Here is a 14,188-nt window from a genome sequence, read left to right on the forward strand (position 1 = left end):
GACGGCCGGGACCACAGGGCACCGCTTGGTATCCCAAACTCCTTCCCTGCACCCGCCCCCTTGACTCCCACCCCCTCCTTCCCTAAACTTTTCATAAAGCAGAATCTAAATTCCACAAAGCGGAAATAACCTCGGCGCATCGACACCGGCGAACCAGCCAAGAGAACAAGCCAAGCGGAAGATAGATCCCAAGCCCTCCCCCGGAAGGACACCTACGATGACGTACACAGTGAACTGCTCCATCCTCCTGACGGAGCTGCCCCTGCTCGAGCGCCCTGCGGCCGCGAAGGCTGCCGGCTTTGACGCCGTCGAATTCTGGTGGCCCTTTGAAACATCCGTTCCCACGGACGCAGAAACTACGAAGTTCGAGAACGCCATCAAGGACGCTGGCGTTCAGCTCACCGGCTTGAACTTCAACGCCGGCCGCATGCCCGGCGGCGACCGCGGGCTGGTTTCCTGGCCCGCCCGCTCCTCTGAATTCCTGGACAACATCGACGTTGTCGCAGGCATCGGCGAGCGCCTGGGCTGCAAGGCATTCAACGCCCTCTACGGCAACCGCGTGGACGGCGAATCGGCCGAGAAGCAGGACGCAATCGGCGCCGAGAACCTGGCCAGCGCCGCGGAAGGCGTCGCGCGCATCGGCGGCACCGTCCTCCTCGAACCGGTCAGCGGTGCTCCCAAGTACCCGCTCCTCAAGGCCGCCGACGCACTCAAGGTGATCGCCCGCGTCAAGGAAGAATCGGGCGCCACGAACGTCAAGCTCCTCGCCGACTTCTACCACTTGGCAGTCAACGGGGACGACGTCGCAGCCGTCATCGAGAACCACGCCAAGGACTTCGGCCACATCCAGATCGCCGACAACCCCGGCCGCGGCGCTCCCGGAACCGGCGAGCTTCCCCTCGGTGAATGGATCGCCCGCAGCCGCGAACTCGGCTACGGCGGCTACATCGGCCTCGAATACAAGGAACCGCAGGAAACGGCCTTCAGCTGGGCCATCCGCCAGCGCGCCACCTCCCACTAACGAACCCCACCCGCCCAACTGAGTAGCAGTTGATGTCGTTTAGGGCCCTCAAAACGACATCAACTGCGAGCTAGTTGGGTTCAGCACACCTGAGCTAAAAAGACTTCAGTAAGGAAAATCATGAGCAATGTTGCAGTTATCGGACTCGGAATCATGGGCCTCCCCATGGCCATCAACCTGGTCAAGGCCGGCCACACCGTCACGGGTTTCAACCGCAGCCAGGACAAGATCGACAAGCTCGTCTCCGAAGGCGGCAAGGGTGCCACGAGCATCGCCGACGCCGTCAAGGACGCCGACGTCGTCATCACCATGGTGCCGGACTCCCCCGACGTCGAAGGCGTGGTCAGCGGCCCGGACGGTGTCTTCGCCAACGCGAAGAAGGACACCCTCTGGATCGACGCGAGCAGCATCCGCCCGGACGTCGCAGCCCGCCTCTCTGCAGACGCCGTCGCAGCCGGCATCCGCCCGCTCGACGCCCCGGTCTCCGGTGGCGAACAGGGCGCCATCGACGCCGTCCTGTCCATCATGGTCGGCGGCGACGCAGCCGACTTCGAAGCAGCACAGGATGTCCTCAACGCCGTCGGCAAGACCATCGTCCACGTCGGCCCCTCCGGCTCCGGCCAGACCGTCAAGGCAGCCAACCAGCTGATCGTGGCCGTCAACATCGAGGTCCTCGGCGAGGCCATCGCCTTCCTTGAGGCCTACGGCGTGGACACGGACGCAGCCCTCAAGGTCCTCGGCGGCGGCCTGGCCGGCTCCAAGGTCCTCGACCAGAAGGGCCAGAAGATGCTCGACCGCAACTTCGACCCCGGCTTCCGCCTTGCCCTCCACCACAAGGACCTCGGCATCGTCACCTCCGCAGCCCGCGAAGCCAACGTCGCAATCCCGCTCGGCGCCGTCGTCGCACAGCTCGTCGCCGCCACAGTCAACCAGGGCGACGGCGGACTCGACCACTCCGGCCTCTTCAAGCAGGTCCTCCAGCTCAGCGGTCGCAAGTAAAGCCAAGCGCTAAGTAGGCCACCCGCCCCAAAGGGCGGAAACAAGCGAAAACCAGCAGCCGGCGTCGGGCACTTCCGACGCCGGCTCCCCCAGACTCACCCAAAAACCGCCCGTAGCGGGCACCAAAGCTTTCAAGGAGCACACCATGACGAAGATGCGCACTGTAGACGCAGCCGTCGCCATCTTGGCAAAGGAAGGCGCCATCGAGGCGTTCGGCCTGCCAGGCGCGGCAATCAACCCCTTCTATTCCGCGATGCGGGCCCACGGCGGCATCCGCCACACCCTGGCCCGCCACGTTGAAGGCGCCAGCCACATGGCTGACGGCTACTCCCGTGCAGCGGACGGAAACATCGGTATCTGCATCGGCACCTCGGGCCCCGCGGGAACGGACATGATCACCGGCCTGTACGCAGCCTGGGCAGATTCCATCCCCATGCTCTGCATCACCGGCCAGGCCCCCGTTGCCAAGCTGCACAAGGAAGACTTCCAGGCCGTGGACATCGAGTCCATCGCCAAGCCGGTCACCAAGATGGCCATGACCATCCTGGAACCGGGCCAGGTTCCGGGCGCCTTCCAGAAGGCGTTCCAACTGATGCGCTCCGGCCGTCCCGGCCCGGTCCTGCTGGACCTGCCGTTCGACGTGCAGATGGCCGAGATCGAGTTCGACATCGACGCCTACGAGCCCATCGCCGTCGAGAAGCCGAAGGCCAGCCGCAAGCAGCTGGAAAAGGCACTGGACATGCTCACCGCAGCCGATCGCCCGCTGATCGTTGCCGGTGGCGGCATCATCAACGCCGGCGCCTCCGCGCAGCTGGTTGAGCTGGCCGAACTGCTGAACGTTCCGGTCATCCCCACCCTGATGGGCTGGGGCACCATCCCGGACGACCACCCCCTGATGGCCGGCATGGTTGGCCTGCAGACATCGCACCGCTACGGCAACGAGACCATGCTGGCCTCGGACTTCGTGATCGGCATCGGCAACCGCTGGGCCAACCGCCACACCGGCGGCCTGGACACCTACACGGCCGGCCGCAAGTTCGTGCACATCGACATCGAGCCCACGCAGATCGGCCGTGTGTTCTCGCCGGACTTCGGCATCGCGTCCGACGCCGGTGCGGCGCTGGACGGGCTGATCGAGCTGGCCCGCGAGCGCCAGGCAGCCAAGTCCCTGCCGGACTACTCCGCTTGGGTAGACGAGTGCATCGCCCGCAAGGGTTCCCTGCAGCGCAAGACCCACTTCGAGAACGTGCCGATCAAGCCGCAGCGCGTGTACGAAGAGATGAACAAGGCCTTCGGCAAGGACACCACGTATGTGTCCACCATCGGCCTCTCGCAGATCGCCGGCGCACAGTTGCTGCACGTCTTTGGCCCGCGCAAGTGGATCAACGCCGGCCAGGCCGGTCCCCTGGGCTGGACCGCCCCGGCCGCCCTCGGCGTCGTCCGCGGCAAGCCGGACGAGACCGTTGTTGCCCTGTCCGGTGACTACGACTTCCAGTTCATGATCGAAGAGCTGGCCGTTGGCGCACAGTTCAACCTGCCGTACATCCACGTGGTGGTGAACAACTCGTACCTGGGCCTGATCCGCCAGTCGCAGCGCGGCTTCAACATGGAACAGAACGTGTCCCTGGCATTCGAGAACATCAACTCCCCGGAAACCAACGGCTACGGCGTGGACCACGTCAAGGTTGCCGAGGGCCTGGGCTGCAAGGCGATCCGCGTGGAGAACCCCTCCGATCTGCCTGCCGCGTTCGACAAGGCCAAGGCGCTCATGGACGAGTTCAAGGTTCCCGTGGTGGTTGAAGTGATCCTGGAAAAGGTCACCAACATCTCCATGGGTGTTGAAATCAACGGCGTGAACGAGTTCGAAGAGCTGGCCGAGCGCGGCGAAGACGCCCCCACGGCGATCATCGCCCTGCTGGACTAGTAAGTACTGAAGGAGGTACGGAATGCGTGTGGTCATAGCCCCGGACAAGTTCAAGGGATCGCTATCAGCCCCCGAGGTCGCCAGCCGCTTGAGCACGGGATTGCGGGCCGGCTTTGCGGCTGGCCGCGCAGCGACGAGTTTGCCAGCCGAGGGCTTTGAAACCACGCTCATTCCAGTGGCCGACGGCGGCGAAGGGACTCTCGACGCCGCCGTCGGTTCCGGCTTCACCCGCCGGAGCGCCACGGTCACCGGCCCCATGGGCCAGCCAATCACGGCAGAGTTCGCCGTCCGCGGCGAGGAAGCCGTCATTGAAATGGCCGCGGCCTCCGGACTCGCGGTACTGCCAGGCTTCGGCGGCAGCGCACCAAACTCCGAGACGGCCAGAAACTCCACAAGCCAGGGCACGGGCGAACTCATCCGCGCCGCCCTGGACCTGGGCTGCCGGCACATCATCCTCGGCGTCGGCGGCAGTGCCAATACCGACGGTGGCGCCGGCGTCCTGCAGGGCCTCGGCGCGGTCCTCCTCGACGCCGACGGCAACGAACTCCCCGGCGGCGGAGCCGCGTTGGCCCGCCTGGACCGGATCGACTTCTCGAACCTCGACGTCCGCTTGGAGGTCACCGAGTTCGTCCTGGCGTCCGACGTCGACAATCCCCTTTTGGGCCGCACCGGCGCCGCCGCGATCTTCGGACCGCAGAAGGGCGCGACGCCGGACGACGTCGCCTCGCTCGATGCGGCCCTTGCCCACTTCGTCCAGGTCCTGGCCAGCGAGATCGGCCCCCAAGCCCGGGACGCCGCGCAGGCACCGGGCGCGGGCGCGGCAGGCGGCGTCGGCTACATCGCCATCGCGGCGCTGGGCGCGGCACGCAGGCCGGGCATCGACGTCGTCCTCGAATTCACTGAACTCGAGCAGCGGCTGGCAGGCGCTGATCTGGTGATTACCGGCGAAGGCAGCCTCGACGAACAGAGCCTCCTAGGCAAGACGCCCATGGGCGTGGCGCGGGCGGCGGCGCGTTCCGGGATCCCTGTCATTGCCGTCTGCGGCCGCAGTACGCTGAGCCCGGAACAACTTTCGGAGTCCGGTTTCGAGTCGGTCTACGCATTGACCGAACTCGAATCCAATGTAGAGAAATGTATAGCTGAAGCAGGGCCGCTGCTTGAAGAATTGGGTAAGCACATCGGCGTGCGCCTCTCCGAAAAAGCGGTATCCACCCAAGACGCAGCGCGAACCGAGACCAAGGAGCAACTCCATGTCTGAAGAAACCACCACGGCACACGGCCCCTTTGACCTGGTCATTCGCGGCCAGCGCATCCTCACCACCGCCGGCATCACCGCCCGCGAAGTCGGTGTCCGCAACGGCATGATCGTCGCGATCGAACCGCTCGGAAACGGCTTGCAGGGTGCCGAAATCATCGAGCTCGCCGAAGACGAAACCCTCATTCCCGGCCTGGTGGACACCCACGTGCACGTCAACGAGCCCGGCCGCACCGAATGGGAAGGCTTCGCCTCCGCCACCCGTGCTGCCGCAGCCGGCGGCGTCACCACCATCATCGACATGCCGCTGAACTCCATCCCGCCCACCACCAACGTGGAAAGCCTCAAGCTCAAGCGCGAAGTGGCCGAAGACCAGGCGTTCGTGGACGTCGGATTCTGGGGCGGCGCCATTCCGGGCAACAAGAAGGACCTCCGCCCGCTGCACGACGAGGGCGTCTTCGGCTTCAAGTGCTTCCTGCTCCACTCCGGCGTGGACGAGTTCCCGCACCTGGACGCGGACGAGATGGAAGAGGACATGGCCGAGCTCAAGTCCTTCGACTCCCTGATGATCGTCCACGCCGAGGACTCCCACGCGATCGACCACGCACCCCACCCCGGTGGCGCACACTACTCCACCTTCCTTGCCTCCCGCCCCCGCGGCGCCGAGAACAAAGCCATCGCCGAGGTGATCGAACGCGCCCGCTGGACCGGCGCCCGTGCCCACATCCTGCACCTCTCCTCCTCGGACGCGCTGCCCATGATCGCTTCGGCAAAGCGCGACGGCGTGCACCTCACCGTGGAGACCTGCCCGCACTACCTGACGCTCATGGCCGAGGAAATCCCCGACGGCGCCACCGCGTACAAGTGCTGCCCGCCGATCCGAGAGGCCTCCAACCGCGAGCTGCTCTGGCAGGGCCTGCAGGACGGCACCATCGACTGCATCGTCTCGGACCACTCCCCCTCGACGCTTGACCTGAAGGACCTGGAAAACGGCGACTTCGCCGTGGCCTGGGGCGGCGTCTCCTCGCTGCAGCTGGGGCTCTCGCTGATCTGGACCGAAGCACGGCACCGCGGAATCTCCCTGGAGCAGGTGGTGTCCTGGATGTCCGAGAAGCCCGCAGCCTTGGCCCGCCTGCACAACAAGGGCCAGCTCGCTCTCGGCTACGACGCCGATTTCTCCATCTTCGCGCCGGACGACGCATTCGTCGTCGACGTCAAGAAGCTCAAGCACAAGAACCCGATCACGCCGTACGACGGCAAGGCGCTCTCCGGCGTCGTACGCAAAACGTACCTGCGCGGCAACGAAATCGACGGCCGGACGCCCAGCGGCAAGCTGATTCGCCGCGGCGGCGTGTAAGGCCACAGCCATGGCCGTCAACGTCCATGCCCCGTACGGGCAACTGCCCGCACGGCTCAACGCCTCGCGGCACCAGCCCGCCCCCCGGCTTTCCGCGATTCGGCCCTCCGCGATTCGGCCCGGCCTGCACCCGCGCGGCCTGGCAGTGTGGGTACAGCCCGGCGAAGGCCGCGAGATCGATCCCGAGGTTTGGGCCCGGGCCGCTGAGGCGGTCCTGGCCCGAGCCCGCAGACTTGCTCCGGGGGCGGAAGTCCTCCTTTGGCCCGCCACCGGAGCTGCAACGTCCGGTGATTCAGGCGCGTCCGACGGCGGCATTCCGCCGGAAACGTCCGACGCCGGAAACTCCCCCGCCGCTGCCAACCCGCCGGTCTCCTTGGCCGGCCGGCGCAGCACCGTGGCAGTGGACTTGGCCGCTGACACCGTTCTCTTGGACGGAGTCCCGGTCAGCTTCACGGCGATGGAACGCAGCCTCCTCCGCTACCTCGTGGAAAACCTGTCCCGCCCCATCCCACGTGAAGAATTGCAACGTTTTTTGGAGTCACTTGACTGTCCCGGCGCGGCATTTCGGTCGATCGACGTGTATGTTGGACGCGTCCGGCGCAAGCTGGGCTCAGCCCGCCATGTCATCGCCACAGTGCGTGGAGGCGGCTACCAGTTCGTGCCCGGACCAGGCTCCACAGTCCGCGGACCCGCGGAATACTGCATCTAGGCAGCCCGTTACACCAATAGATTGATCGCCGGCCACGGCGGTTGCCCGACAAGTCAAGGATCGCAACATGACCCAGAAACTCCTCGCCGGAACCCAGGCCCCCGATTTCGCGCTGCTTAACACCGAAGGCCAGAAGGTCTCCCTGTCCGATTACCGCGGACGCAACGTCATTGTGTACTTCTACCCGGAAGCCGCCACCCCCGGCTGCACCACCGAGGCCTGCGACTTCCGCGACAGCCTGTCCAGCCTGCAGTCCTCCGGCTACGAAGTCCTGGGCATCTCCCCTGACGCCCCGGAAAAGATCGCAAGCTTCGCCGGCGACTACTCCTTGACCTTCCCGCTCCTCTCCGACGAAGACCACGCAGTGGCGCTGGCTTACGGTGCCTGGGGCGAGAAGCTCGTGAACGGCGAAGTGGTTGACGGCCTGGTCCGCTCCACCGTAGTGCTCGACGGCGAAGGCAAGGTCAAGCTGACCCAGTACCAGGTCAAGGCCCAGGGCCACGTGGCGGCGCTGAAGGCCGAGCTGGGTCTGTAATCGCCCCGCCTTCCCCGTGACGCTCGCTCACGTATGGTGCCGTTTGGCGTGACGCTCGCTCACATATAACGGCTCCCGGGCCGACGCTCGCTCACATATGAGGCCAAATAGAGAATCCTCCTGCAGACGACGATCTGCAGGAGGATTCTCTACTTCCGGCCACAGTGAGCGAGCGTTTGGGATTTGACCCCGATAGGTGAGCGCGCGTCCGGGTTACGGCTTAGGTGCCGCCGGCGGTGTTCCACGCCTCTTCGGACACGGGGATCCACCACTCCCGGGCTTTGCCTTCCCCAATGTATTCGGGCCATCGGAAATCAGTCGGCGCGCAGAAATCGGCAGGAAGCAGCGGTGCCACAGCACCGCGGCGGCGCTTCTCGGCGTCGAACTCTGCCTTCGCCTCCGCCAGCACGTCCGGGGAAGTCAGCAGGTCCAGCACCATGCCGGCAATCATCTTGCCTGTCGCCGTAATGGTGGGGTCGATCGTCTCAGGGATTCCACCCATGGCCGTCATGGCCCAGCCCGGGTACGCGGTGCCCTTCTCGTCCGCCGCCAGCGTGGGCCGTGCCGTGTAGAAGCGGATGGTGGGTGCGTACCAGGTCATTTCAACGTAGTCATCGCTGGTCCAGTTCTGCTGGGTTGCCGGGATGTGCCGGCGCAGCTCTGCTTCGGCGTCCTGCGGGGTGATGAGCTCCGCCGTCGCCGGATGGAACGGATTTTCCATGGGTTCCACTCCGCACGAGGCCTGGATTTCGCGTCCGATCTCCCGGGCCCGCTCGTCCAAAACCGGTGCGCCCACGGCCGCGATGTTCTCCCACGCCACTTGGGCAACCGTATGGTTGGCGATGCCCGGCCGGTTGCGAGCCACCCAGCGGGAACTAACGTTGCAATGCGACGCAGCCGCGGCGAGTTCCGCGTTGCGATCGAGCACGGCGAGCACTGAGTCGGCTTCGGCGAGGCTGGGACAGCGCCAGGAGTACTGGATCTGGGCCAGTCCCGCAGGTTGGTTATCCGCCGTCGCCTGCCCAGCGGTGAGGATCGCTTCCGACAACGACCAGCCACCCGCCTGCGGCAGCATCGAATCCTGCGTCGTCTTGGTCAGCGAGAACATCGTGAACAGGGCGGCATCCGCTCCCGGTGCCCGGGCGGCGGAGTGCGACGACGGGATGGGACTATCGCCGTACGTGTTGTTCCAGCCCTCCGGACTGTCGCACGTGAAGGTGTAGATCTTGCTGTAGTACGAGCCGCAGTGGGTATCCCAACGCGCGGTGTTGCACAGCGGCATCATGTAGAACGGGTGGTACGAGATGATGGCGTCCAGGTTGTCATAGTAGCCGCGCAGGCCGTGGACCACCTTGGATCCCTGGACCTTTTCAGCCGGCTCGCCGGTGTAGACCAAGGTGCCCGGGATGTTGTGCTGCTCCATAGCGTCTTTCGCCGCGAGGAAGCCAGCGAGCGTCGAAACACCGAGGGCCGAATGCGGATCGGTGTGCCCCGGAGCGAAGCGCGACATACCGGCACGGGGCTCCCGCTTGGTGGATGCTGCCTGGCAATTGCCCGGGATGGCATCGTATTCGGCGTAGCCAAGGATCCTCGCCCCAGGGCCGGCGGGACTTGTCCACTCGGCGGCGAATGCGGTGGGCATGCCCCCACTACCCTCCTCCACCGTGAAACCATGTTCGCGAAGCGTTCTCACATACCAGGCGCACGACTCGTACTCGCGCCATGCCGGCTCGGCCAGTTCCCAAATATTCGTGTGCCAGGCGGAAAGCTGCCCCTTCTGCTGCTCAACCCATCCCCATGCCGTGGCCTTCAACTCGGCGTTTTTGATGGTCCCGTTCATCGTGCTCCTTCTAAAGTCGTACAGATCCAAAAGCTGTTCCGCCGCCACCGGACCTCGCCCGGATGACCCTCGCTCACGTATAGGGGCTTTCCACCGGACGCTCCATCACTTGCTTGAAGAAAGTGAGCGAGCGTCGGCCGAAAGGCCGCCATAAGTGAGCGAGCGTCGGTGGGGGTGCGGCGGGGGTGGGTGTGGGGCAGTTACTGGATGCTCACGTGGATGAGGCTCGGTCCCTTGACGGCAAGAGCCTCGGTGACAACCCCGGCGAGCTCGTCGAGCGACTCAACGTTGAACGCGGTCAGCCCGAAACCTTCGGCCAGGCGAACCCAGTCGGGTTGCGTCAGGTTCACGCCAACCGGAGCCAGGTCCCGGTCCTCCATGTTTTGCCTGATTTCGCCGTAGCCCCCGTTGTTGATGCAGATGATCGGCAGGTCCACGCCCTGCTCCACGGCAGTAATGAATTCCTGGACAGCGAACATGAGCGCCCCGTCGCCGATCAGTCCCACCACCGGACGATCCGGATCCGCCACTTTGGCCCCGATCGCGGCCGGCAGTCCATAACCCAGCGTGGCGTACGCAGGCGTGTACAGGAGCTGGTGCGGCTGCTGCATGGGGAAGAAGGACGTGGTCCCGAAGTATGTAATCTGCGAGGAATCCCCCGCAATAACGGTGTCGGCCGGGAGCGTGGCTGCGAGGATCTGGTTGATTCGTGCCAGCACGGGCGCCATGGAACGGGCTTCCTCCTGCAGCTCGGCGCGCAAAGGGTCCAGTTGCGGAGCGGGGCCTGGCCCATACCCGGCGAGCGCAGCGAGTAGTTGGGGTACGACGGCGGACGCGTTGCCCAGGAGTTCGACGTCCGGCGCGAGATTGCACTGTAGTTGGGACGGGTCGATGTCGATCCGGATGCAGCTGCCCTGCGGCACGATCTTGCCGCCCCACAGCTCCGACTCGCCCACCTTCGAGCCGACCACCAGCAGCGCGTCCGAGGAATTGCATAGATCCTGCGCCGCCGCCAGCCGGATTTCCGAGCCAAGGGACAAAGGATGGCCTTCCGGAATAGCACCCTTGCCATTGATGGTGGTCACCACGGGGGCTTGCAAGAGTTCTGCAAGTTCGAGCAACGCGCCGCCGGTTCCGAGCGAACCGCCCCCGGCCAGGATCACCGGGCTGGAAGCGCGCCGGAGGATGTCCGCGGCGGTGGCGACGGCGTCGTCGGCTGCTGTTTTCGGCGCACCCAAAGGGCGGGCCTCGAGCGCGGCGGGGTCGACGTCGGACGCCCCCTCCAGGACGTCCAACGGGATCTCGATGTGGACGGGACGCGGCCGCCCGTGCGCGAAGAAGGCAAAGGCTTCGTGGATCAGCTCCACGGCTTCGCTGCCGCTGGACACACGCGTGCTGCGCCCGATCAGGGCGCGGACGGCGCCGGTGGGGTCCTTGGTTTCGTGCAGCAGCCCGATGTCCGAAAACTCGCTGCCGCGCGGCGCGCCCGGGGACAGAATGATCATGGGCCGGGACTCGCAATACGAGGTGGCCGCAGCGGACATCGCGTTCAGCAGTCCGGGTCCGGAGGTAGTGATCACGACGCCGGGAAGCCCCTTGAGCTGGCTCCATCCGTCGGAGCCGTACCCGGCTCCTTGCTCGTGGCGGGTGGTGACGGGGCGGATGCCGAGCGGCTCAAGGTGCCGGTAGAACTCGAGGTTGTGGGTGCCGGGGATCCCGAAGATCGCGTCGATCCCGTAGTTCCGCAGCGTGGTCATGACGGCGAGGCCGACGTTGTTGGTGGGGATGGAACTGGTCAAGGTTGGAGTCCTTAAATCGTGGCCTAGAGAACTTTGGAGAGGAACGCCTTTGTTCGTTCGTGCTGGGGGCGGGAGATGATCTCGTTGGGATCGCCGGCTTCGACAATGACACCGCCGTCCATGAACGCCACGACGTCCGCCACTTCGCGGGCGAAGCCCATCTCGTGGGTCACCACGATCATGGTCATGCCGTCGCGGGCCAGGGCTTTCATGACGTCCAGGACTTCGCCCACGAGTTCGGGGTCGAGCGCGGAGGTGGGCTCGTCGAAGAGCATGAGGTCGGGCTTCATGGACAGCGCCCGGGCGATCGCGACGCGCTGCTGCTGGCCGCCGGAGAGCTGGGCCGGATAGTGGCCCGTGCGGTCGGCGAGGCCCACTTTGGCCAGGAGTTCATGGGCTTCGGCCTCGGCTTGGGCCTTGGGTACCTTGAGGAGTTTGACGGGACCCATCATCACGTTTTCGAGGGCTGTCATGTGACCGAAGAGGTTGAAGGACTGGAACACCATGCCAATCCGGGAGCGGCGCTTGTTGATGTCCTTCTGGTGTGCCTCGATCAACCTGTCGCCGTGGACCTCGTAGCCGATCATGCGGCCACCCACCAGGATGGTGCCGGAGCTGGTGGTTTCGAGGTGGTTGACGCAGCGGAGCAGCGTGGATTTGCCCGATCCGGAGGGGCCGATCAGGCACGCTACCTGTCCGGATTCGACCGTGAAGTTGATGCCTTTGAGGACCTCCATGCCGGAGAAATCCTTGTGCACGTTGAGGAACTGGACTTCAGACATTGCCGTTAAGCCTTTCGTGCCTGGATGGTGTTGCCGCGGGAGTACCGCTTCTCAATGCGCGCCTGGACGAGCGAGAGGATGGTGGTGAGCAGGATGTACCAGAGGCTCGCCACGATCAGCAGCGGGATCTGCTGGAGGTTGCGCGCGTAGATCTGCTGGGTGTTGTAGAGCAAGTCTCCGACGCCGATCACGATCACCAGGGAAGTGGTCTTCAGCATGGAGATCGTCTCGTTGCCTACTGGTGGAAGGATGATCTTCATGGCTTGCGGGATGACCACGTGGCGCAGGGTTTCCATTTGGCTGAAGCCCATGGCGTGGGAGGCCTCGGACTGTCCCGCGGGAACACCCATCAGGCCGGCGCGCACGATTTCTGCCATGTAGGCGCCTTCGTTCAAGCCCAGGCCAAGGATGCCAGCCACGAACAGCGGCAGGACGTCGTTCGTGTTCCATTCCACCAACATGGGACCGCCGGGGATGCCGATGCCGATGGTGGGAAACAGTACGGCGGCGAAGCCCCAGAAGAGCATCTGCACCAACAGCGGAGTGCCTCGGAAGAACCAGATATAGGCACCGGCCACACCACGGAGGAGCGCGTTGTCGGACATCCGCATGACCGCGATCACCAGACCGATCACGAGTCCGAGGACCATGGCAATGACCGTGAGCTCAATCGTGGTCAGGAGGCCGTTGAGGATGCGGATATCGAACAAGTATTTGGCCACGGTGGGCCAGCCGAAGCCGGGGTTGGTGACGATGACGTAGGCGCCCATGAGCGCGAACAGGCCCACCACCACCATGGCGAGCAGCTGCCCGGGCCGCTTGCGCTTGAGGACAGGCCGCGACGCCAGGTCCGCGAAATCATGCCGCGCCTCGGCGGCGACGGGCCAATCAGACACGGTCATGACCCCACCGTCGGGTTGATCTCAGACTTGGTGACAATGCCGGACTTGAGGTTCCAGGCCTCCATGATCTTGGCGTACGTTCCATCGTCCATGAGGGACTGGACCGCAGCCTGGAATGCCTTGGACAGGCCGCCGTCGTCCTTGGGGCTCACTACGCCGGACAAGGACGGTTCCACGAGGATGGAGTCCACGGAGGTGAAGGCGTCCGGCTGCAGCTGGGCGTAATAGCCGGTCAGGGCGTTGTCCGCCACGAGTGCCTGGGCACGGCCCGAGGCTACAGCCTGGTTGACGTTGTCCTGCTGGGGCAGCAGCAAGGAAACAGGCTTGTCCTTGCCGGCGTCCGCGCATTTCTTGTCGAAGGAGGGGAGCACGCTCAGTGCCTGGGTTGTCCCTGTCTGGGCAGCCACGGTCTTGCCGCAGAGGTCCAGCTCCGAGTTGATACCCAGTGGGTTGCCCTTTTTGACCATGACGGACGTTCCGCCACGCATGTAGCTGACCATGTTGACCTTGTCCTTGCGCTCCTCCGTGATGGAGAAAGCCGCCCAGGACGCGTCGTAGCGCCGGGCCTCGATGCCGGCGAGGATGCCGTTGAAATCGGCCTTTTCGATATTGATGGTGACGCCCATCTTCTTCGCGACGGCCAGCGCCATGTCCGGCTCCAGTCCGATGATCTTGCCCTGGTCATCGGTGAAGTCGATGGGGGCGTAGGTGGGGTCCGTGACGAGGGTCAGCGAGCCCTTGCTCTTGATGGCAGCCGGAAGCAGCGCCTGAACCTTGGAATCGGGCTTCACTGCCTGCGCGAGTTCCTGGCCGTTCTGGCTGCTTGCGCCGCTGGCCGATGCATTACCGGATGCGGTAGCGGCCGCACCTTCGGTGTTGGAGCAAGCCGTCGTCAACGCCAGGAAACTGATGGCTGCCACTGCCACGAGCGAGCTTTTCACGCCTTTGCGCATCATTTGTGGATCTCCGGTTCGGGTCGGGTTGAAATAACAATATGTTCAACTTATTGTGAGATGAGTAACAACGCGTGTCAAGGGAGCATGGCAACATCATGGAGAGATGACG

Annotated in this window: 12 protein-coding genes; 7 read left to right on the plus strand and 5 right to left on the minus strand. The window is 64.9% G+C overall.

Annotation, left to right across the window (positions count from 1 at the left end; genetic code table 11):
* The first annotated feature begins 217 nt into the window (after positions 1-217).
* From ACX5I4_RS18605 to bcp, 7 genes are all read left to right on the plus strand, one after another.
* The gene (locus tag ACX5I4_RS18605) at positions 218-1,021 is read left to right on the plus strand and encodes a hydroxypyruvate isomerase family protein (RefSeq protein WP_461837957.1); all 804 of its coding nucleotides are present in this window, start codon (positions 218-220) and stop codon (positions 1,019-1,021) included.
* A 120-nt stretch (positions 1,022-1,141) separates the two neighbouring features.
* Complete coding sequence (locus tag ACX5I4_RS18610; protein ID WP_461837958.1) at positions 1,142-2,020, plus strand: 2-hydroxy-3-oxopropionate reductase; 879 nt, start codon at positions 1,142-1,144, stop codon at positions 2,018-2,020.
* A 145-nt stretch (positions 2,021-2,165) separates the two neighbouring features.
* Entirely contained in the window at positions 2,166-3,944 is a 1,779-nt protein-coding gene (gene gcl, locus ACX5I4_RS18615) for a glyoxylate carboligase (RefSeq protein WP_461837959.1), read from the plus strand.
* A gap of 22 nt (positions 3,945-3,966) precedes the next feature.
* Complete coding sequence (locus ACX5I4_RS18620) at positions 3,967-5,202, plus strand: glycerate kinase (protein ID WP_461837960.1); 1,236 nt, start codon at positions 3,967-3,969, stop codon at positions 5,200-5,202.
* The gene (gene allB / locus ACX5I4_RS18625) at positions 5,195-6,556 is read left to right on the plus strand and encodes an allantoinase AllB (protein WP_461837961.1); all 1,362 of its coding nucleotides are present in this window, start codon (positions 5,195-5,197) and stop codon (positions 6,554-6,556) included. The genes ACX5I4_RS18620 and allB overlap by 8 nt, the downstream gene beginning before the upstream one ends.
* A gap of 10 nt (positions 6,557-6,566) precedes the next feature.
* Positions 6,567-7,265: a winged helix-turn-helix domain-containing protein gene (locus tag ACX5I4_RS18630; protein ID WP_461837962.1), complete on the plus strand. Its 699-nt coding sequence runs from the start codon at positions 6,567-6,569 to the stop codon at positions 7,263-7,265.
* 67 nt (positions 7,266-7,332) lie between these two features.
* Positions 7,333-7,800 carry a thioredoxin-dependent thiol peroxidase gene (bcp, locus tag ACX5I4_RS18635; RefSeq protein WP_461837963.1) on the plus strand — a complete coding sequence of 156 codons (468 nt, stop codon included), beginning with the start codon at positions 7,333-7,335 and terminating at the stop codon, positions 7,798-7,800.
* 220 nt (positions 7,801-8,020) lie between these two features.
* Here the strand turns inward: bcp and ACX5I4_RS18640 are convergent, their stop codons facing one another.
* The 5 genes from ACX5I4_RS18640 to ACX5I4_RS18660 form a co-directional block, all read right to left on the minus strand.
* Positions 8,021-9,640: a zinc-binding metallopeptidase family protein gene (locus ACX5I4_RS18640; RefSeq protein WP_461837964.1), complete on the minus strand. Its 1,620-nt coding sequence runs from the start codon at positions 9,638-9,640 to the stop codon at positions 8,021-8,023.
* A gap of 200 nt (positions 9,641-9,840) precedes the next feature.
* The gene (locus ACX5I4_RS18645) at positions 9,841-11,439 is read right to left on the minus strand and encodes a thiamine pyrophosphate-binding protein (RefSeq protein ID WP_461837965.1); all 1,599 of its coding nucleotides are present in this window, start codon (positions 11,437-11,439) and stop codon (positions 9,841-9,843) included.
* Between the two features lie 23 nt (positions 11,440-11,462).
* The gene (locus ACX5I4_RS18650; RefSeq protein ID WP_461837966.1) at positions 11,463-12,221 is read right to left on the minus strand and encodes an amino acid ABC transporter ATP-binding protein; all 759 of its coding nucleotides are present in this window, start codon (positions 12,219-12,221) and stop codon (positions 11,463-11,465) included.
* 5 nt (positions 12,222-12,226) lie between these two features.
* Positions 12,227-13,123, minus strand: coding sequence for an amino acid ABC transporter permease (locus tag ACX5I4_RS18655; RefSeq protein WP_461837967.1), 897 nt, complete (start codon positions 13,121-13,123; stop codon positions 12,227-12,229).
* The gene (locus ACX5I4_RS18660) at positions 13,120-14,079 is read right to left on the minus strand and encodes an ABC transporter substrate-binding protein (RefSeq protein ID WP_461837968.1); all 960 of its coding nucleotides are present in this window, start codon (positions 14,077-14,079) and stop codon (positions 13,120-13,122) included. The genes ACX5I4_RS18655 and ACX5I4_RS18660 overlap by 4 nt, the downstream gene beginning before the upstream one ends.
* Positions 14,080-14,188 lie beyond the last annotated feature (109 nt).

The organism is Arthrobacter sp. MMS24-S77, assembly GCF_054888235.1.

Excerpts from the sequence above, each read along its gene's own strand:
- ACX5I4_RS18620 (WP_461837960.1), top strand. The coding sequence starts at position 3,967 with ATGCGTGTGGTCATAGCCCCGGACAAGTTCAAGGGATCGCTATCAGCC.
- ACX5I4_RS18640 (WP_461837964.1), bottom strand. The coding sequence starts at position 9,640 with ATGAACGGGACCATCAAAAACGCCGAGTTGAAGGCCACGGCATGGGGA.
- gcl (WP_461837959.1), top strand. The coding sequence starts at position 2,166 with ATGACGAAGATGCGCACTGTAGACGCAGCCGTCGCCATCTTGGCAAAG.
- ACX5I4_RS18650 (WP_461837966.1), bottom strand. The coding sequence starts at position 12,221 with ATGTCTGAAGTCCAGTTCCTCAACGTGCACAAGGATTTCTCCGGCATG.
- ACX5I4_RS18660 (WP_461837968.1), bottom strand. The coding sequence starts at position 14,079 with ATGATGCGCAAAGGCGTGAAAAGCTCGCTCGTGGCAGTGGCAGCCATC.
- allB (WP_461837961.1), top strand. The coding sequence starts at position 5,195 with ATGTCTGAAGAAACCACCACGGCACACGGCCCCTTTGACCTGGTCATT.
- bcp (WP_461837963.1), top strand. The coding sequence starts at position 7,333 with ATGACCCAGAAACTCCTCGCCGGAACCCAGGCCCCCGATTTCGCGCTG.
- ACX5I4_RS18610 (WP_461837958.1), top strand. The coding sequence starts at position 1,142 with ATGAGCAATGTTGCAGTTATCGGACTCGGAATCATGGGCCTCCCCATG.
- ACX5I4_RS18655 (WP_461837967.1), bottom strand. The coding sequence starts at position 13,123 with ATGACCGTGTCTGATTGGCCCGTCGCCGCCGAGGCGCGGCATGATTTC.
- ACX5I4_RS18605 (WP_461837957.1), top strand. The coding sequence starts at position 218 with ATGACGTACACAGTGAACTGCTCCATCCTCCTGACGGAGCTGCCCCTG.
- ACX5I4_RS18630 (WP_461837962.1), top strand. The coding sequence starts at position 6,567 with ATGGCCGTCAACGTCCATGCCCCGTACGGGCAACTGCCCGCACGGCTC.